20 protein-coding genes are annotated in these 18,760 nt (G+C 70.8%); 12 read left to right on the forward strand and 8 right to left on the reverse strand.

Annotated features, from left to right (window positions below):
- Positions 1-55 precede the first annotated feature (55 nt).
- From BLT21_RS09295 to mnhG, 6 genes are read left to right on the forward strand one after another with little or no spacing between them, the layout of a single operon-like run.
- Positions 56-2,968, forward strand: a complete 2,913-nt coding sequence (locus BLT21_RS09295; protein WP_091501323.1) for a Na+/H+ antiporter subunit A — start codon at positions 56-58, stop codon at positions 2,966-2,968.
- The gene (locus tag BLT21_RS09300) at positions 2,965-3,486 is read left to right on the forward strand and encodes a Na(+)/H(+) antiporter subunit C (protein WP_091501324.1); all 522 of its coding nucleotides are present in this window, start codon (positions 2,965-2,967) and stop codon (positions 3,484-3,486) included. The genes BLT21_RS09295 and BLT21_RS09300 overlap by 4 nt, the downstream gene beginning before the upstream one ends.
- Positions 3,483-5,051: a Na+/H+ antiporter subunit D gene (locus tag BLT21_RS09305; RefSeq protein ID WP_091501326.1), complete on the forward strand. Its 1,569-nt coding sequence runs from the start codon at positions 3,483-3,485 to the stop codon at positions 5,049-5,051. The genes BLT21_RS09300 and BLT21_RS09305 overlap by 4 nt, the downstream gene beginning before the upstream one ends.
- Positions 5,048-5,614, forward strand: coding sequence for a Na+/H+ antiporter subunit E (locus BLT21_RS09310; protein WP_091501328.1), 567 nt, complete (start codon positions 5,048-5,050; stop codon positions 5,612-5,614). Before BLT21_RS09305 ends, BLT21_RS09310 begins: the two co-directional genes overlap by 4 nt.
- On the forward strand, positions 5,611-5,880 hold the full coding sequence (locus BLT21_RS09315) for an MrpF/PhaF family protein (protein ID WP_091501330.1): 270 nt from the start codon (positions 5,611-5,613) through the stop codon (positions 5,878-5,880). Before BLT21_RS09310 ends, BLT21_RS09315 begins: the two co-directional genes overlap by 4 nt.
- The gene (gene mnhG, locus BLT21_RS09320) at positions 5,877-6,236 is read left to right on the forward strand and encodes a monovalent cation/H(+) antiporter subunit G (RefSeq protein WP_091501332.1); all 360 of its coding nucleotides are present in this window, start codon (positions 5,877-5,879) and stop codon (positions 6,234-6,236) included. Before BLT21_RS09315 ends, mnhG begins: the two co-directional genes overlap by 4 nt.
- A gap of 16 nt (positions 6,237-6,252) precedes the next feature.
- Here mnhG and BLT21_RS09325 read toward each other — a convergent pair whose 3' ends face one another.
- Both BLT21_RS09325 and BLT21_RS09330 read right to left on the reverse strand, forming a co-directional pair.
- Positions 6,253-6,837, reverse strand: a complete 585-nt coding sequence (locus BLT21_RS09325) for a TetR/AcrR family transcriptional regulator (protein WP_091501334.1) — start codon at positions 6,835-6,837, stop codon at positions 6,253-6,255.
- Between the two features lie 4 nt (positions 6,838-6,841).
- Entirely contained in the window at positions 6,842-7,384 is a 543-nt protein-coding gene (locus BLT21_RS09330; protein WP_091501337.1) for a hypothetical protein, read from the reverse strand.
- A gap of 108 nt (positions 7,385-7,492) precedes the next feature.
- Between BLT21_RS09330 and BLT21_RS09335 the strand changes: the two genes are divergently transcribed.
- Positions 7,493-8,791: a PP2C family protein-serine/threonine phosphatase gene (locus BLT21_RS09335; protein WP_091501339.1), complete on the forward strand. Its 1,299-nt coding sequence runs from the start codon at positions 7,493-7,495 to the stop codon at positions 8,789-8,791.
- Between the two features lie 15 nt (positions 8,792-8,806).
- Here BLT21_RS09335 and BLT21_RS09340 read toward each other — a convergent pair whose 3' ends face one another.
- From BLT21_RS09340 to BLT21_RS09350, 3 genes are all read right to left on the reverse strand, one after another.
- Positions 8,807-9,823 (reverse strand): glycoside hydrolase family 6 protein, encoded by a 1,017-nt coding sequence (locus BLT21_RS09340; protein WP_091501342.1) that lies wholly within the window; start codon positions 9,821-9,823, stop codon positions 8,807-8,809.
- 114 nt (positions 9,824-9,937) lie between these two features.
- A complete protein-coding gene (locus tag BLT21_RS09345) occupies positions 9,938-10,288 on the reverse strand; it encodes a VOC family protein (RefSeq protein WP_091501344.1) in 351 nt (116 codons plus the stop codon).
- Positions 10,289-10,315: 27 nt separating this feature from the next.
- Positions 10,316-10,732, reverse strand: a complete 417-nt coding sequence (locus BLT21_RS09350) for a DUF2000 domain-containing protein (protein ID WP_176786861.1) — start codon at positions 10,730-10,732, stop codon at positions 10,316-10,318.
- Between the two features lie 48 nt (positions 10,733-10,780).
- Between BLT21_RS09350 and BLT21_RS09355 the strand changes: the two genes are divergently transcribed.
- Together BLT21_RS09355 and BLT21_RS09360 are read left to right on the forward strand one after the other, a co-directional pair.
- Positions 10,781-11,575, forward strand: coding sequence for a helix-turn-helix domain-containing protein (locus BLT21_RS09355; RefSeq protein WP_091501349.1), 795 nt, complete (start codon positions 10,781-10,783; stop codon positions 11,573-11,575).
- Between the two features lie 28 nt (positions 11,576-11,603).
- Complete coding sequence (locus tag BLT21_RS09360) at positions 11,604-11,909, forward strand: hypothetical protein (RefSeq protein WP_091501351.1); 306 nt, start codon at positions 11,604-11,606, stop codon at positions 11,907-11,909.
- Here BLT21_RS09360 and BLT21_RS09365 read toward each other — a convergent pair.
- Genes BLT21_RS09365 through BLT21_RS09375 form a run of 3 tightly spaced genes read right to left on the reverse strand, consistent with a single transcriptional unit; the run spans position 11,906 to position 15,146 of the window.
- Positions 11,906-13,849, reverse strand: a complete 1,944-nt coding sequence (locus BLT21_RS09365) for a YhgE/Pip domain-containing protein (RefSeq protein ID WP_091501353.1) — start codon at positions 13,847-13,849, stop codon at positions 11,906-11,908. The genes BLT21_RS09360 and BLT21_RS09365 overlap by 4 nt on opposite strands.
- Positions 13,846-14,511: a hypothetical protein gene (locus BLT21_RS09370; RefSeq protein ID WP_091501355.1), complete on the reverse strand. Its 666-nt coding sequence runs from the start codon at positions 14,509-14,511 to the stop codon at positions 13,846-13,848. Before BLT21_RS09370 ends, BLT21_RS09365 begins: the two co-directional genes overlap by 4 nt.
- Positions 14,511-15,146 (reverse strand): TetR/AcrR family transcriptional regulator, encoded by a 636-nt coding sequence (locus BLT21_RS09375; protein ID WP_091501357.1) that lies wholly within the window; start codon positions 15,144-15,146, stop codon positions 14,511-14,513. Before BLT21_RS09375 ends, BLT21_RS09370 begins: the two co-directional genes overlap by 1 nt.
- A gap of 186 nt (positions 15,147-15,332) precedes the next feature.
- Between BLT21_RS09375 and iolC the strand changes: the two genes are divergently transcribed.
- From iolC to BLT21_RS09390, 3 genes are read left to right on the forward strand one after another with little or no spacing between them, the layout of a single operon-like run.
- Entirely contained in the window at positions 15,333-16,304 is a 972-nt protein-coding gene (gene iolC / locus BLT21_RS09380; RefSeq protein ID WP_091502199.1) for a 5-dehydro-2-deoxygluconokinase, read from the forward strand.
- Positions 16,282-17,190, forward strand: coding sequence for a Cgl0159 family (beta/alpha)8-fold protein (locus tag BLT21_RS09385; RefSeq protein ID WP_091501359.1), 909 nt, complete (start codon positions 16,282-16,284; stop codon positions 17,188-17,190). The genes iolC and BLT21_RS09385 overlap by 23 nt, the downstream gene beginning before the upstream one ends.
- A 19-nt stretch (positions 17,191-17,209) precedes the next feature.
- Positions 17,210-18,745 (forward strand): CoA-acylating methylmalonate-semialdehyde dehydrogenase, encoded by a 1,536-nt coding sequence (locus BLT21_RS09390; protein WP_091501361.1) that lies wholly within the window; start codon positions 17,210-17,212, stop codon positions 18,743-18,745.
- Positions 18,746-18,760: the final 15 nt, after the last annotated feature.

Genomic DNA, 18,760 nt, shown 5'->3' on the forward strand with positions numbered 1-18,760 from the left:
CGTCATCCTGTCGGTAGGATGGGTGACACGACCCCCCACGCCCAGAGGAGGCCTGTTGCTTATCTTCCTCGGTGCGTTCGCGGTTCTCCCGCTCGGCCTCCCGTGGTTGATCAAGCGGATCGGCGCCCGTGCGTTCCTCGTTGCGGCCCTGCTGCCGATCGCAGCATTCATCGATGCCGCGCGCCGCGGGCCGGAAGTGCTCGGCGGAGGCATTCCGTTCGAGTCATACGCCTGGATCCCCCAGCTCGACATCACCCTGTCGATGCGGATGGACACTCTCGCGTGGATCATGACCCTGATCGTCACGGGCGTCGGTGCGCTCGTGCTGATCTACTGCCGCTGGTACTTCGACGGCAAGAAGGTCGGAGTCGGGCAGTTCGCCGCGGTGCTGCTGGCGTTCGCGGGGGCGATGTACGGGCTCGTGCTGACCGACGACATCGTCGTCCTGGTCATGTTCTGGGAGATCACGAGCGTGCTCTCCTACCTGCTGATCGGGTTCTACAACGGCCGCGGAGCCAGCCGCCGCGCAGCCCTGCAGGCGCTGCTGGTCACGACCCTCGGCGGCCTCGTCATGCTCATCGGCGTCGTCATGCTCGTCGTGCTCTACGGCACGACGAGCCTCAGCGCGATCGTCGCCGCCCCGGCCCCCGAAGGCGCGCTGCTGAACGTCGCCATCGTGCTCGTTCTGGTCGGCGCACTGAGCAAGTCCGCCATCTTCCCCTTCCACTTCTGGCTTCCGGGTGCCATGGCCGCCCCGACCCCGGTGAGCGCCTACCTGCACGCCGCCGCGATGGTGAAGGCCGGCATCTACCTGATCGCGCGTCTCGCGCCGGCCTTCGCCCACGAGGACCCGTGGCGACCCCTGGTCATCGGACTCGGCGTCTTCACGATGCTGCTCGGCGGGCTGCAGGCTCTGCGCGAGTCCGACCTCAAGCGCATCCTCGCCTTCGGCACCGTCAGCCAGCTCGGCATGCTCACGGTCGTGCTCGGGTACGGGGAGCGCAACTCGGCCCTCGCCGGACTCGCCCTGCTCGTGGGCCACGCCCTGTTCAAGTCGTCGCTCTTCCTCGTCGTCGGCGTCATCGACCGACAGCTCTCGACGCGCGACATCCGCGAGCTGTCGGGTGTCGGCCGGCAGGCTCCGACCCTCGCGGTCTTCTCGATCATCGCCATCAGCTCGATGGTGGGCCTCGCGCCCACCGTGGGCTTCGTCGCGAAAGAGGCGGCGCTGTCGTCGCTGCTCGAGGGCGGTACGGCACCCGAGGCCCTCGCGCCGCTGATCGGCATCGTGCTGGGTTCGCTGCTGACCACGGCCTATGGGGCACGTTTCGTCTGGGGGGCGTTCTTCACGAAGAAGGATGCCGCAGGCGAGAACCTGCCGCGCACGGAGTGGCCCGACCCGCCCATCGGCTTCCTCGCGGCGCCCGTGCTGCTGAGCGGCCTGACGATCGTCGGCGGCGTCGCGGCACCGCTGCTCGACGCGGCGTTCTCGGGGTACGCCGACACGATGCCCGAGGTCGCCGGCTCCGACGGCTACGAGTACCACCTGGCGCTCTGGCACGGCCTCGAGCCCGCACTCTTCCTGTCGATCGGCAGCATCCTCGCGGGGCTCGTCCTGTTCTGGTTCGTCGGGCGCCGGGCCGGCACGCAGCGCCGCTGGCTGCCGTTCACCGCCGTCGACGCTTACAACGGCACCGTGCGCGCCGTCGTGAAGACCTCGGTCTGGACGACGTCGCTCACGCAGCGCGGATCGCTGCCCGTGTACGTCGGCACGATCTTCGTCGTGTTCGTCGCCGCCGAGGGAACAGCTCTCATCGCCCACGGCGGCTGGCAGGCCGACCTCGCCGCGTGGCACTCGCCGGTGCAGATCTTCGTCGCCCCGGTCATGATCATCGCCGGCATCATCGCCGTGCGCGCCCGCAAGCGCTACACCGGAGTCGTGCTGGTGTCCGTCACGGGCCTCGGGATGGTGGCCCTCTTCGCCTCGGCCGGCGCCCCCGATCTCGCGCTGACGCAGATCCTCGTCGAGACCGTCACGCTGATCGCGTTCGCGCTCGTGCTGCGCCGCATCCCGTCGCGGATGGGCGACCACAACGCGTCGGTCTGGCCCATCGGCCGGGCCCTGCTCGGCATCGGCGTCGGAGTCACCATGGCGCTCGTGGCCGTCGTCGCGACGAGCGCGCGGGTCGCCGAGCCCATCTCGACGGCCTTCCCTGAGCTCGCCTACGAGATCGGACACGGCAGGAACGTCGTGAATGTGACCCTCGTCGACCTGCGCGGCTGGGACACGATGGGCGAGCTGTCGGTGCTGATCCTCGCGGCGACGGGCGTCGCCTCGCTCGTCTTCGTCACCCACCGCTCCGACACGCTCTCGCGGGCGATCTCGTCGTTGCCGACGGGGGCGCTCCGCACCCGCCGGCCGCTGGTCGAGACCGCCGAGGGACCGCGTCCCCGCGCCGGATCGGGGTCGTCGCGTCAGGCGTGGCTCGTGGGCGGGCAGAAGCTGCGGCCCGAGACACGCTCGATCATGCTCGAGGTGATCGTCCGCATCCTGTTCCACACGATCATCGTCGTGTCGCTCTACCTGCTCTTCGCGGGCCACAATCTGCCGGGCGGTGGCTTCGCGGGAGGTCTCGTCGCGGGCATGGCGCTCGTCATGCGGTACGTCGCCGGCGGACCCTACGAGCTGGGCGCGGCGGCTCCGACCGACGCCGGTCGCCTGCTGGGCGTCGGGATGACGCTCGCCGTCGGCACCGCCATCGTGCCGCTCTTCTTCGGCGCCCCGGCGCTGACCAGCACATTCTGGGAGGCCGAGCTGCCGGTGCTCGGCCACGTCGAGTTCGTCACCTCGACGATCTTCGACGTCGGCGTCTACCTCGTGGTGATCGGGCTCGTGCTCGACGTGCTGCGATCTCTGGGCGCGGAAGTCGACCGTCAGCGCAAGGCAGGAGAGGAGCTCGCCCGATGAACGTCTCGCTGGTCCTCATCATCATCATGGGCGTGCTCTTCGCCGCCGGCGTCTACGCGATGCTCGAGCGCAGCCTGACGCGCGTGCTCATCGGGTTCCTGCTGCTCGGCAACGCGGCGAACCTGTTCCTGCTCGTCGTCATGGGCGTTCCCGGGGTCGCTCCCTTCTACGGCTCGGCGGACGACCCCGCCGACTACAGCGACCCGCTGCCGCAGGCGCTCACCTTGACGGCCATCGTCATCACCTTCGCCGTCTCGGCGTTCCTCCTCGCCCTCATCTACCGTTCGTGGCAGCTCGGCCAGGCCGACACCGTCGTGGACGACGAGGCCGACCTCGCCGTGCGCGACCGCGTCGCGGAGGACGACGAGGCGATGGAGCAGGAGATCACCGACGAGGACGACGACGCCACGACCGACTTCGTCGGCGTCCTGACCTCGCCCATCACCGTCCTGCACTCGCGCGACTTCGACGCGCTGCGCGATGACGCGCCCACCGATCGCCCCGGAGGAGACCGATGAGCGCCCTGGTTCCCCTCCTCGTGACACTGCCCCTGCTCGGGGCCGCGGTCGCGCTGATCTTCGGTCGTCGCCGCCGCATCCAGGTCGGCGTCTCGATCGTCACGCTGACCGCGACGCTCGTCATCGCGGCCGTGCTCCTGAACGCCATCAACGCGACCGGTGTACCGGTCGCCGTCTCGGTGGGCGGATGGCCGATCCCCTTCGGCATCGTCCTCTACGTCGACCGGCTCGCCGCACTGCTCGTCGTGGTGTCGAGCGTCGTGCTGCTCGCTGTCCTGCTGTTCTCCGTGGGCCAGGGCGCGGCCGACGGCGACGACGAGACGCCGGTGTCGATCTTCCACCCGTCGTACCTGATCCTGTCGGCGGGAATCTTCAACGCCTTCATCGCGGGCGACCTGTTCAACCTGTACGTCGGTTTCGAGATCCTGCTCGTGGCCTCGTACGTGCTGATCACCCTCGGCTCGACCGAGTCGCGCATCCGCACGGGCGTCGTCTACATCGTGGTGTCGCTGGTGTCGTCCATCCTGTTCCTCGCGGCCATCGCGGCGATCTACGGCGCCCTCGGCACGGTCAACATGGTGCAGCTGTCGCAGCGCATGACGGAACTGCCGCAGGAGACGCAGCTCGTGCTCCATCTGATGCTGCTGCTCGCGTTCAGCATCAAGGCCGCTGTCTTCCCGCTGTCGTTCTGGCTGCCCGACTCGTACCCCACCGCGCCGGCCCCCGTCACGGCCGTCTTCGCGGGCCTCCTGACCAAGGTCGGCGTCTACGCGATCATCCGAACCGAGACCGAGATCTTCCAGGACAACGACGTCAACACGCTGCTGTTGATCGTCGCCCTCGCGACGATGATCGTCGGGGTCCTGGGCGCGGTCGCGCAGGCCGAGCTCAAACGCATCCTGTCGTTCACCCTCGTGAGCCACATCGGATACATGATCTTCGGGCTCGCGATAGCGACGCCGGCGGCGGTGGGGGCGACGATCTACTACATCGTCCACCACATCGTCGTGCAGACGACCCTGTTCCTCGCCGTCGGTCTCGTGGAACGTCGGGCCGGGTCGACGTCGATCCTCAAGGTGAAGGGCCTCATGCGGGCCGCCCCGCTGCTCGCGGTGCTCTACTTCATCCCGGCGATCAACCTCGGCGGTCTGCCGCCCTTCTCGGGCTTCATCGGCAAGTACGCGCTCTTCGACGCCGCCGCGAACGAGGGCACGCCGCTCATGTACGTGCTCATCGTCGCGGGCATCATCACGTCGCTCCTCACGCTGTACGCGCTCATGCGCGCCTGGAACCTGTCGTTCTGGCGCGAGAAGGACGAGTCGGCCGAGGGTGAGAGCGAGACCGACTCGCGCATCGCCTACCTCGGCGACGCCGAGGGTGCCGACGTGCAGACCGAGAAGCGCGTCATCCCGCGCATCATGACGACCGCGACGGCGGGCATGGTCGCGGTCACGGTGGCGCTGACGGTGTTCGCCGGTCCCCTGTACGACCTGTGCAGCGCTATCGGAGAATCGCTCCTGCAGCCGGTGACGATCAGCCAGCTCGAGCAGGAGGTGCAGGGATGAGGGGTGAGGCCAAGCGCAACGCCGCGACCGCACTGTGGCGACAGCTGCCGTTCTTCGTGTGGCTCGTGGCCCTGTGGATGCTGCTGTGGGGACAGTTCACCGTGCTCGCCGCGCTGACCGGCATCGTCATCGCCCTGTTCGTGACGCGGATCTTCCGCCTGCCGCCGGTCGAGCTCTCGGGGAGGGTGAACCTCTGGTGGGGCGTGGTGTTCTTCCTCGAGTTCCTGCTCTCGCTCGTGAAGGGCTCGCTGCTGGTGGCCTGGCAGGTCGTCGACCCGCGGCGTCAGCCCGGTGCCGCGATCATCGCGGTGCCGCTGCGCACCGACGACGACCTGATCATGACGCACGTCGCAGTGACGGCGTCCCTCATCCCCGGCTCGCTCATCATCGACATCGACCGGGACCGCCGCATCCTCTACCTGCACGCGATCGGGGTGCGCAATCAGGAGCAGCTCGAAGAGCAGCGGCGTGAGATCCAGCACTGGGAGGAGCGCATCGTGCGCGCGGTCGGATCGAAGGAGCAGGCTCACCAGCTGTCGGACCTGCGGAGGGCGCGCTCGTGACCTGGCTCATCGTCGTCATCTCGGTGATCTTCGCCGTCTCGGCGCTGCTCACGCTGTGGCGGATCATCGTCGGCCCCTCCATCCTCGACCGCGCCGTCGCCTCCGACGTGCTGCTGACCCTCGTGATCTGCGCGCTCGGGGCCGAGATGGCGATCAACCACCACACGCGCACCCTGCCGGTCCTCCTGATCGTCGCGGCGGTCGGTGTGTTCGGGTCGATCTCGATCGCCCGCTTCGTCGCACGGAAGGACAACACGGACGTATGAGCATCACCGACGTCATCGCCCTCGTGCTCGTCCTCGTCGGCGCACTGCTGTGCCTCACGGCGGCGATCGGGCTGCTTCGGTTCCGCGATGTGCCGACCCGGCTGCACGCCGCCACGAAGCCGCAGGTGCTCGGCTTCATCCTCATCTGCATCGCCGTCGGGGTGTCGCTGCACTCATGGCCGGTGGTCGCCTTCCTCGTGCCCGTGGCGCTCATCCAGCTCGCGACGGCCCCGCTGTCGGCGCACATGGTCGGTCGGCAGGCCTACCGCAACAAGACGCTCGACCGCGACTCGCTCTTCGTCGACGAGTTCGCCGACGCGCCCGCGCCGAGCGACACCCGCGACACCCGCGACTGACCAGCGTACGCGCGCACTACCCCGCGAGCGTGTCGAGGTGGTGGGTGAGAAGACGGTCGGCGTCACGGGTCGGGTCGTCCGACGGAGTCCACAGCAGGTGCAGCGCGAGTCCGTCGAGGAGGGCGTGCAGCCGCACGGTCTCGAGCGACAGGTCGAGGTCGTCCGCCAGCAGCCGCGCCGCCGCCAGCTCGTGCAGCACCGCCGTGCATACGCGTCGAACGCCCTCGTGGAGTTCACGCGCGTTGTCGGAGAGCCCGACGTCGGTCAGAGCGAGCCGGCTGAGCTGGAGCTGAACGGTGAGCTCCGCGCGTCGGGTCGCATCGAGGGGCAGGAGTTCGCGCATCCACTGCATGGCACGCTCGCGGCCCGCCCCCGCCACGGCGCGGATGCGGTTCGCGACGGTGGTCTGCAGGCGCTCGAAGCAGAACCGACGCAGCGAGTCCTGCGTGGGGAACGCGCGACGCAGCGAGGCGGTCGCGATGCCGGCTTCGTCGGCCACTCTCCGGACCGACAGGGCGGCGAGGCCGTCGCGCGCGAGCACGCGGAAGGCGGCGGCCGCGATCTCGTCGTTCCGATCGTCGTGGTCGATGAGGCGGGGCATGACCTCATCCTGCCGCAGCGGCGGGCGGGCGTTTCGGCCACATCGTGTAGCTGACGGCCCAGAGCAGGTCGATACCGACGATCACCGCGAGAATGGGGAGGAAACCGACCAGCTCGCTCGTCCGGTCCGCGTCGTCGACGAGCAGGATGAGCCCGCCGAGGACGGCTGCGGCGATCGACGCCGCCGCTATGGTTCGGGGCACGTCCTTCCAGCACGCGACGGCGTACGCGGCTCCGTACAGCGGGGGGCGTGGCGCGGCCCCGCGGAAGCGGGCCGCGAACTTCGCGTCGGCCCAGGCGATCATGCGGTGTCCGTATGCGACCGACACGCCGATGTACAGCGCGGCGAGACCGTGGTGCCACGAGGCCGTGCCCCCGTGCAGCAGGTCGACGGCGACGAGGACGAGCAGCACGACGTCGATCAGCGGTGCTGCGAGGAGCAGCACCGCGCCCAGTCGGGGACGGCCGAAGATGTAACGCGTGGTGAGGCCGCCGATGATCGCGACCCAGAAGCCCAGCTCGCACGCGATGATCGCAGCCAGGATCATGCGGAACTCCTTCCCGATGTGGATGCCGCGATGTTAGCACGCGTGTGCTAATTAGCCGTTTCGCGCTTCGATGCCCCCGCTCCGCCCATCGTCCGATTGACTGGAGTCATGACATCCGCCCCTCCTGACACCCGGGCCGCGGTTCACGACACCGCACCGGTGATCCTGGCGTCGGCGCGCAAGTCGTGGGAGCCGTTCGCGCGGCAGGCGATCATCGCCGCCTTCGTGGTCGGCGCAGCCATCGCGAGTGCCGCGATGCCCTGGCTCGCCGTGACCGATGCGTCTCGGATGTGGCAGGGCGCTGCGCTCGCGGTCGCGCTGCTGCTCGTGGCCGGGCTCATGGTGAGGTCGCCGGGGCTCCGGCGCGCCGAGATCGTCATCCCGATCGGCGACTTCATCGCCGTCGGACTCCTGCGATTCGGCACGGGCGACACCCAGTCCGTGTTCCTCGCGATCATCGTGCTGCCCGTCATCTGGATCGCCGCCGGTCCCGGGCGGTGGCGGATCCTGGTCCCCCTCGCCGGAACGTGCGTGACGCTACTGCTGCCGATGGTGCTCGTCGCCGGGCACGGCATCACGGTGAGCGAGACGGTGCGACTGGTCATCGCCGTGCTGGTCTACGCTGCGGCGGGCGCGGTCGTGAACGAGCTCTCGCGGCGTTCGCTGCAGAAGCTGACGACGTCGCAGTGGCACCGGCGCCTCGCCGAGGCGGAGGTGTCGCAGGCGGCCGTCGTACAGCGTTCGCTGCAACCCGTCGACGGCTCGTCGCTGCCGGCCCGTTTCCGGGTGGCCGGTGCCTGCGTGCCCGCGCGAACGGTGGGCGGAGACTTCTACGACTGGTACGCCACGCCCGACGGCGGCACGGCGTTCACCCTCGGCGACGTCATGGGCAAGGGCGTCGGACCCGGGATGATCGCCGCGGCCGTCCGCACCGTCATCCGCAGCAGCGTCGACGAGCCCGACCCCGCCACCGCCCTGCGTCGCGCTGCCGTCGGCCTCGACACCGGTCCCACCGCCGCGATCGGAGCGCAGTTCACCACCTGCTTCCACGCCCGCATCAGCCTCGACGGCACATTGCGGTGGGTCGATGCCGGCCACGGGCTCACGGTCGTCCGCAGCACCGACGGCACGAGCGTCTTCCTCCGATCAGGACACCTCCCGATCGGAGTGGGCAGCAACTGGACGAGCTCCGAGGTCGCGCTCCAGCCGGGAGACAGCGTCATCAGCGTCAGCGACGGCGTGCTCGATCTGTTCGGCGGCTCACTCGACTCGATCGACCGCTACCGCGAGTTCATCGACGGCCAGGACGACATCGAGACCATCGTCGCCGAGCTCGTCGCGCGCGCCACCCGCACCGAGCAGGAGGATGATGTCACCGTCATCGCCATCACCTGGGGCGCCGCGTGAGGCACCCCGGCCCGCTCAACGGACGCGGTTGCGCACCAGCTCGAGCGCGGCTTTCTCGTACCAGCTGCCCGCGGCCGGCCCGCCGTTGCACACGCCGTCGCTCTCGCCGGGACGCTTGATCCACAGCAGCGCGTCGAGTGCCGAGCCCGATGCTCCGGCCCGCGGTGTCGTGCCGAGACCGACGCCGGAGGGGTTGCACCAGTCGCCCTGCCACCCGCGGCCGTTGCGCGAAGTGTCGATGACGTAGCGGGGCGTGCCGCCGAGGAGGGTGCGCAGCCGCTCGGCGTACTGCTGCTCCGTCGCGGTGCGCGAGAAGTTGGAGACGTTCGTCGCGAATCCGCGGCCGTTCAGCACGCCGGCGTCGCGCAGGCGCTGGGCCATCGTCTCGGGCGGCACCCAGTTGGCGTTCCCGGCGTCGATGTATGCGGCGACACCGGATGCGGTCAGCGCCGATACGGCATCCCGGATGAGTGTCGTGCGCGGGCCCTGGCCCGTGCAGTCGCCGAGCATCGCGAGCGCGTCGGGCTCGACGATCACGGCCGAGCCGGTGCCGCGCAGGGTGTCGGCGATGAGCTTCGTCCACGCTCGGTACCGCGTCGGGGTGAGGCCGCCCTGCGAATGGGCGGCGCAGTCGCGAGCCGGGATGGCGTACATGACGAAGGTCGCGACCTTCTTCTGCTTCTTCGCCGCGGCGGTCTCGGCCTTGAGCACGCGAACGAGCTCGGCGTCGCTGTACCACTCGCCGAGCCAGGTGGCGGTGGGCGTGCGCGCGATGACGTCGATGGCGTCGGCGACCGCGGCGCGACCCTTCGCGCGGGCATCCGCCGCTGCGACGGCCGCCGCCGAGTACGTCGGCAGGGCGGCGCCGCGGGCGAGCGGGTTCGGGCCGGGCGTCGGTGCGGCCGCGGACGCCGCAGCGCCTCGCGGCTCGGCGGCATGGGCGCTGCCGGTCACCGAGACGACCGCCCCGAGGGCGACCGCCATCGCGAGAAGAGCGGCCGCGGCGGGCGGCATCCGGAGATGGGTTCGCATGGGGTCCTCGTTCGAAACGTCAACCGAGGATAACCGTCCGGCCGGCCATATGGGCCCCCTGGCCAGGCTTTTCCTTCGCGATCAGGATCGGATGCGCGCGACATCGACCGCGCGTCAGGAGAGTTCGGTGACGAATCCGAGCTTGTTGCCGTCGGGATCGGTCAACTCGAAGAACTCCACGACGCCCTCGAAACGCTGGATGTCGGAGACGTCGAGACCGAGGCCGGCGAACCGGGCGTGCTCGGCCGCGGCGTCGGTGACGCTGAGGTTGACCGACACCCCGGCGCTGCCGGCGTGCTCGGGATCGCGGGCGAGCTGCAGCCAGACGCGGCCGAGGTCGAACTCGACGAGACCCTCCAGGGGCTCCAGGTCGGGTTCGTCGAGGTCGAGCGCCGCTCGGTACCAGGCTGTGGCGGCGATCAGGTCACGCACGGGGATGCCGACGGTGACGGCTGTGATGTCCATGCGGCGAATCTAGCGCTCGCTCGGCCGTCACCGGTGCCGCGGGATGCCTTTGAGGATGCGGTCCACGGCGTTCTTCGGGCCGTGGACGGCGACGCCGACGAGGTCGAGGTCGGCGCCGGTCGACGCCGCGACGACCTGCCGATTCGACGCATCGTCCCCGGTCGTGAACATCCCGCGGTCGTACACGGCCACCCGCAGTTCGCGTTCGACGGCTCGGCGCCGCACCTCGCCCAGCGTCGGCCGATCGCCCTGCAGCACGATGATCGGCTGGCCGAGCAGGGGCAGGTACTCGACCCCGTCTGCATCGGCGTAGGGCTCGCCCATGAGCTCGCGTGCCGCGATGCCGCTCGCGAGGAAGGCGGAGACGTTGCTCACCTGCCAGGGCTCCAGGTCCTCGCGCAGGACGAGGACGATACGGGTCGGGAAGCGCACGGGCTCGGTCATCACCCCAGCGTCGCGTCCGGCCGCCGCGGCGTCTTGTACGTTTCTTGCATGTCGAGCGCTCGCCCCGTCGCGGACCTCCGCGCGTGGCACCCCGTGGTTCCGGGGGTACGCGAGGTGCTTCACGCGCGGATGACCGATCACGCCTACCCCCCGCACGCGCACGGCGAGTGGGCGCTGATGCTCGTCGACGCGGGGGCCGTGGCATACGGTCTGGGGGGCCGGCCCCGTATCGCCGACGCCGCCGCCGTGACCCTGTTGCCGCCGGGAATCGCCCACGACGGCCGAGCGGCTCCGCGCAGTCCCGGGTTCCGCAAGCGCGTCGCCTATCTCGACGCCGGGTGGCTCGCCGGAGGGACGGCGGGTGCCGTCGTCGATCAGCCGACCCGACCCGACCTGTTGCGCATCACCCGCGCCGCCCACCGTGCGCTCGCGACCCCGGGCGATGAGCTCGCGGCCGAGTCGGCGCTGGTCGCCATCGCGCGCCTCGTGTCGTCACCCGGCGATGTCGGGTCGGTGCGGGACGGTCCGCTCGCGCACCGCCTCCGTGACCTGCTCGAGGCGCGCCTGGTCGAGGGCGTGACCCTGGCCGAGGCGGGTCGTCTGCTGAATGCGCATCCGAGCCACCTCTCTCGCGCCTTCGCCTCGTCCTACGGCATCCCTCCGCATCGGTACGCGGTCGCACGCCGGGTCGACGTCGCGCGTCGCCTGCTCGTCGACGGCTCCAGCGCCGCGACCGCGGCCGCCGCAGCGGGTTTCCACGACCAGGCGCATCTCACGCGGCACTTCCGACGCGTGCTCGGGACGACCCCGGCGCAGTTCGCCCGGCCCGGCAGATCGGCATAGGCCCGATGGGCGGAGCTAGGGTGGCGGCGTGGATGAGCTGAAGAACGCACTCGATCGCCGCGAGATCCTCGCCGCCTATGTCATCGTCCTCGGCCGTCTGCACGACCTGATCGACCTCTGCGAGGCGTCGTCGGGCGAATCGACCGATCTTCGGGTCGCGGTGCAGGAGGCGTTCGACCTGGGCCCGGTCGCCGCCGATGCCGTCCTCTCCCTGCAGGTGCGTCGCTTCAGCCCGGGCGAGCGACGCCGCGTCGAGGACGAGCTCGACGAACTCGACGCCCGCATCGCCCGACTCCGCACCCGACCCGGCGGCGGGACGGACGCGGCAGGCTAGCCGATGAGGCTCGGCTGCAGGTCGCGCAGGGTGCGGCGGTGGGTCATGCGGGCCACGCCGATCGCGGCGAGGATGAGCGCGCCGGCCATCCAGGTGAACAGCACGGCGAGGTCGAGGGTGACGCGGCTGAGGTCGCCGCCGTACATCCATTGGCGCATGCCGTCGACGACGTAGCCCATCGGCAGCACGTGATGGAGGGCCGCCAGCGGTGCCGGCAGCGTCTGCCACGGGAATGTGCCGCCCGCGGTCACGAGCTGCAGCACCATCAGCACGAGTCCGACGAACTGGCCGACCGATCCCAGCCACACGTTGAGCGCGAGGATGATCGCGGCGTAGGTGAACGACGCGGTGAGCAGCATCCCGAGCGTGCCGACGGGACTCGAGAAGTCGAACCCGAGCGCGAACGAGAGCACGCCGAACAGGACCACCATGCCGACGCTGCCGAGCATGGCCGGGGTCAGCCAGCCGGCGAGCGTCACCCGCACGGGCGATCGCAGCGCCGTGACCGCGCGGCGCGAGATCGGCTTGACGATGAGGAACAGCGCGTAGATGCCGATCCACCCCGCGAGGGCGGCGAAGAAAGGAGCGAGACCGGCTCCGTAGTCTCCGGCCTTGGCGAGATTGCCCGAGTCGACCGAGACCGGGTCGGCGATCGTCTGCGCCTGCTGATCGCGCAGCTCGGGCGTCGAATCGGGCAGCTGCGCGACTCCGGAGCTGAGCCCGTCGCGCAGCGTCACAAGTCCGCCGTCGAGGGTGCCGAGACCGGACGCGAGCTGATGGGCTCCGTCGTCGAGCTGTGCGGCGCCGTCGGCGGCATCACGGGTCGCCGTGGCGAGCTGCCCAGCGCCCGCCGACACGGATGCCGCGCCGTCGGCCGCCTGCGCCGCGCCCGTGGCGAGCTGCGCGGCGCCCGAACTGACCTGCGCCGCGCCCGCGGCGAGGCGATCGATCTGCCCCACGGCGTCGTCGACGCGCGTCGCGCCCGACTGCAGGCGATCGCCGATGGGATCGAGGCGTGCGAGCACGTCGTCGATCTCCGTCTGGTCGAGTCCGCGGTCGGCGAGCAAGGCGGCGATGTCCGAACGCACCTGGGGCAGCTGGCCTGCGGCCTCGTCGACGGCGGTGCGGGCGCGATCGGCGTATCCGGCGATCTCGGCGGTGCCGCCTGAGACCTGCGCCGCCCCCGCGGCGAGGTCCGACGACCCCTGTGCGAGGGTTCGCGTGCCGTCGGCGAGCTGCGACGCGCCGGAGGCGAGACTGCCGGCGCCGTCACGCAGCTGCGCCGCGCCGCTCGAGAGCCGACCGGTGCCGTCGGCCAGCTGGTTCGCGCCGTCGAGGGCCTGACCCGCGCCGTCGACGAGCTGGTTCGCGCCGTCGGTCGCGTCCTGCAGTTGCACGCGGATGTCGGCGATGCCGGTGAGCAGGCGCGACGCCGCCTCGCGACCGACGAGCTCGGCCACCGAGCTGCGGATGCGCTCCACGGCCTGCGTGCCGATCGAGGAGGCGAGGTAGTTGTTTGCGTCGTTCGTCGCGAGCACCAGCGTCGCCTGCCGGGGGTCGTCTCCGGCGGCACTGGTCAGCGCGAGGGAGAAGTCCTCGGGCAGCGTGACGGAGAAGTCGACGTCGCCCGTGCGCAGCGCCTCGCGTGCCTGTGCGGCATCCATCCGCTGCCAGCCGAAGGCTCCGCCGTCGGTCAGCTGATCGGCCACCTGCGAGCCGTAGTCGACGGTGCCCTCGCCGTCGCTCGCGGGCGCGCCCTGGTCGAGGTCGACGAGGGCCACCGGGATGTCGGCGAACTTGCCGTACGGGTCCTGGTTGGCCCACAGATAGAGGCCGCCGTAGAGCACGGGGACGAGCATGAGCGCGATGAGCGCGATCACCGACATGCGGGTGGCGGTCAGGCGGCGCAGCTCGGCGCTGATCAGGGCGGGGATCTTCATCGGGCGGCTTTCGAGCGGGTGCCCCGCAGCCGGATGCCGCTGGGCAGCGGCCGACGGTGCGGCGCGGAGGGGTCGGATTCGGTGAGGAGGTTCGCGGCCGCTTGGCCGGCGATCACGAGCACGGCGTAGCCGCGACCGGCGAACTCCTGGGCGAGCCCCCACCAGGCACGGGGGTCGCCGCCGTGCCGGTCGGGGGAGACGAGGACGAGACCGTCGACGCCGGGTCGCAGGACCGCGAGCTCGAGCAGCATCCGGATGCGGTCGGTCGCGGGCACGTCGCCGATCGGCACGCGCGAGAAGGCGCGGAGGTCGTGCTCGTCGAGCCAGCGTCGGGCGGAGATCGGATCGGCGGGGCGGCCGGCGAACATCAGCTCCTCACCGACGATCCCGACGGTCGAGATGTTCGGAGGCGCATCGCTGACGTCCGGCGCGTCGATGAGCGCGGCCCTGCGACGCAGGCTGCGGGTGGCGCGGGCGCCGTCGAGGGTCACGGTGCCGGCGTCGGGCCGCATCCGCCCGCTCGCGATGAGACCGAGCACCGTCGGGCGCTGCTCGGTCTCGGCGATGGCGAGGGTGGCCCGACCCGACCGGAACGCGAGCGTCGTGGGCGGCAGCGCGAGGTCGCGCCGGCCCTTCGCGACCGCGCGCAGTTCGACCCGCATCACGACGCCGCCACGACGTCGGGGTGGGCGGCGATGAGTGCGTCGGCCTCGCGCCACGAGAGTCCCGCGATCGAGAGCACGGCGCGGACGACGAGCGACCGCGCCTCGGGCGACGAGGCGTCGAGGCGCACGATGACCGTGCGCGCCGTCTCTTCGACGAGCCGGGCGAGCGTCGGCGCGGCGACGTCGGTGCGCAGGCTCTCCTCGTCCTGGCCGCGCCGGACGAGGTCCATGAGTGCCCGACGGAGGGGCGCGAGCGCCGCCGCGGAGTCTTCGACGTGGCGCTCGTCGAGCGCCACGGCCGCGGCGACCTGCACGTGGGATGCCTCGCCCCAGAGGCGCCCGGTGAGGCGGGCGAGGACGACGGGCGCCGGCTCGATCTCGAGCCGCAGGCCGGGATCGGTCGCGATGGCGTTGAATCGCTGCGCGCCGGACGCGACGAGTTCGCGGACCAGCGCGTCACGATCGTCGAAGTGTCCGTACAGTGCGCGGCGGCTGAGGCCGGCGGCGCGGGCGATGGTGTCGACGGACGCGCTCGGGTCGAGGGCGAGCGTGCGCGCCGCGGCGGAGAGCAGTCCGGCGCGGTTGGCGGCGGCATCCTTCCGGGGACGACGGGGGGAGACGGTGTCGGTCACCCGTCGATGATACAAAGCTGCACACTGGTGTGCAAGTTAGTTCGACCGATCTGAGCCGGGGCTGAGACGAATGATTGGAAAACAGACCGCCACCCCCTAGGCTGTCCATTTGTAAGTACAAAGTATGGAGCCGGGCCCGTGCTCGTCGCCCGCTCCGTCCTTCCGATCGAAGAGGATCGCCCTGACATGAGCTCCCCCGCAGTCACCGCACCGCTCGACGTCCTCGCCATCGGCCGAGCGGGTGTCGATCTGTATCCGCTTCAGGACGCGACGGCCTTGGAGGACGTCGCCACATTCGGTAAATACCTCGGCGGGTCCGCGGCCAACGTCGCCGTCGCCGCGGCGCGGTACGGCCGGAGCGCCGCTCTGATCACCCGCACCGGCGCCGACCCCTTCGGCCGCTATGTGCGTCGCGAGCTGCTGCGACTCGGCGTGTCCGATCGCTTCGTCGACGTCGTCCCGCAGCTGAACACCCCGGTGACGTTCTGCGAGATCTTCCCGCCCGACCACTTCCCCCTCTACTTCTACCGTGAGCCGATCGCGCCCGATCTCGTGGTCGAGCCCGGCGATGTCGACCTCGACGCGGTGCGCGACGCGCGCCTCTTCTGGTCCACCGTCACCGGCCTCAGCCGCGAGCCGAGTCGCGCCGCCCACTTCGCCGCCTGGCGGGCTCGCGAGCGGAGCCCGCTGACGGTCCTCGACCTCGACTACCGGCCCATGTTCTGGGAGGGAGCCGAGGCGGCCCGAGCCCAGGTCGCGCTCGCGCTCGAACACGTGACGGTCGCGGTCGGCAACCGCGAGGAGTGCGAGATCGCCGTCGGCGAGACCGACCCCGACCGCGCGGCCGACGCTCTTCTCGAGCGCGGCGTCCAGGTGGCGATCGTGAAGCAGGGACCCCGCGGTGTCATCGCCAAGACCCGCGACCAGCGGGTCGAGGTCGCGCCGTTCGCCGTCGACGTCGTCAACGGGCTCGGTGCCGGCGACGCGTTCGGCGGCGCCCTCTGCCACGGTCTGCTCGCGGGCTGGGATCTGGAGCAGACCATGAGATGGGCGAATGCGGCCGGCGCGATCGTCGCCGGCAAGCGGGAGTGCTCGACGGCGATGCCCGACGCGGCCGAGGTCGAGCGGCTCATGGATGAGGCGGCGGCGCGTGTTTGATCTCGACGAACTGCGCCGCATCCGCGCCGAGGAACCCGATCGCGTCGCCCAGGCGATGCGCACGCGTTCGCGGCGCTCGCTGCTCGACGGCGACGGGCGGCTGTTCATCGTCGCCGCGGACCACCCCGCGCGCGGTGCGCTCGGTGTCGGAGCGCGGAAGACGGCGATGGCGAGCCGGGTCGAGCTGCTCGAACGTCTCGTCGTCGCACTGCGGCGCCCCGGCGTCGACGGCGTGCTCGGCACTCCCGACATCATCGAGGACCTGGCCCTGCTCGGGGCGCTCGACGACAAGGTCGTCGTCGGGTCGATGAACCGGGGTGGGCTGCAGGGCGCCGCCTTCGAGATGGACGACCGCTTCACGGCCTACGACGTGCCGGGACTCGCGCGCGACGGCATCGATCTCGGCAAGCTCCTCGTTCGCATCAACCTCGACGACCCGGGCACGGCGCCGACGCTCGAGGCGAGCGCCGCCGCGGTGACCGCGTCCGCGCAGGCGCGGATCCCGATCATGCTCGAGCCGTTCATGAGCTTCCGCGATGGCGGCCGGGTCTGCAGCGATCTGACGGCCGACGCGGTCATCAAATCGGTCGCCATCGCCACCGGCCTGGGGAACACCTCGGCTTACAGCTGGCTCAAGCTGCCCGTCGTCGCCGAGATGGAACGGGTCGCCGAGGCATCCACTCTGCCGACCCTCCTGCTGGGGGGCGACCCGTCCACGGGTCCGGACGAGACGTTCGCCTCGTGGCAGGACGCCCTCGCCCTGCCCGGGATGCGGGGGCTCGTGGTCGGACGCACGCTGCTCTACCCCGACGACGACGACGTCTCCGCAGCCGTCGACATCGCCGCCGGCCTCGTCCACGCGGGCGCCATCGCCCGGCACCCGTGAAAGACCCCCAGGAGAGACCATGACGACCACGACCGAGCCGGCGGGCACCGCCACCGAGGCCGACACCCTGCCCGTCATCCCGCATTGGATCGCCGGGGCTGCCGTCACCGGGTCGTCGACGCGGTTCGGCGACGTCTTCGATCCCGCGCGCGGCATCGTCACGAAGAAGGTCGTGCTGGCCGACGACGCCGACGTCGAGGCGGCGGTCGCAGCGGCGAAGGCCGCCTATCCAGCGTGGCGCGACCTGTCGCTGGCCCGCAGGCAGGCGATCATGTTCCGCTTCCGCGACCTGCTCGACTCCCGCAAGGGCGAGCTCGCCGAGATCATCACCGCCGAGCACGGCAAGGTGCTGTCGGACGCGCTGGGCGAGATCAGCCGCGGCCAGGAGGTCGTCGAGTTCGCCACCGGTCTCGCGCACCACCTCAAGGGGGAGTTCTCGGAGAACGTGTCGACGGGCGTCGACGTCTACTCGCTGCGCCAGCCGCTCGGCGTCGTCGGCATCATCTCGCCGTTCAACTTCCCGGCGATGGTGCCGATGTGGTTCTTCCCGATCGCCATCGCAGCCGGGAACACCGTCGTCCTCAAGCCGAGCGAGAAGGATCCGTCGGCGGCGGTGTGGATCGCCGAGCTCTTCGCGGAGGCCGGACTGCCGGACGGGGTATTCACCGTGCTGCACGGCGATAAGGTCGCGGTCGACGGCCTGCTCGAGCACCCCGACGTGCGCTCCATCTCGTTCGTCGGCTCGACGCCGATCGCGCAGTACATCTACGAGACCGCGGCGAAGCACGGCAAGCGGGTGCAGGCCCTCGGCGGTGCGAAGAATCACATGCTCGTGCTGCCCGACGCCGATCTCGACCTCGTCGCGGACTCGGCCGTCAACGCCGGCTTCGGGTCGGCCGGGGAGCGGTGCATGGCGATCTCGGTCGTGGTCGCCGTGGAGCCCGTCGCCGACGCCCTCATCGCCCGGGTGGCGCAGCGCATCGCCGGACTCACCGTCGGCGACGGCCGCCGCTCGTGCGACATGGGGCCGCTGGTGACGAAGCAGCACCGCGACAAGGTCGCGTCGTACATCGACGTCGCCGTCGCCGACGGCGCGGATGTCGTGGTCGACGGCCGCGACGTGCGGCCCGACGGCGATGCGAACGGGTTCTGGCTCGGCCCGACTCTGATCGACCGGGTGCCGACCTCGTCGCGCGTCTACACCGAGGAGATCTTCGGTCCCGTGCTCTCGGTCGTGCGCGTCGCGTCGTACGACGAGGGGGTCGCCCTCATCAACGGGGGCGAGTTCGGCAACGGCACCGCGATCTTCACCAACGACGGCGGCGCGGCGCGGCGGTTCCAGAACGAGGTGCAGGTCGGCATGATCGGTATCAACGTGCCGATCCCGGTGCCGGTCGCGACCTTCTCGTTCGGCGGTTGGGGTCAGTCGCTGTTCGGCGACACGAAGGCGCACGGAGCCGAGGGCGTGAAGTTCTTCACGCAGCAGAAGGCCGTCACCGCGCGCTGGCTCGACCCCAGCCACGGCGGCGTCGACCTGGGCTTCCCCCAGAACTGACCGACGAGGACCCCG

This window comes from Microbacterium sp. cf332, assembly GCF_900102175.1.
Lineage (GTDB): Bacteria > Actinomycetota > Actinomycetes > Actinomycetales > Microbacteriaceae > Microbacterium.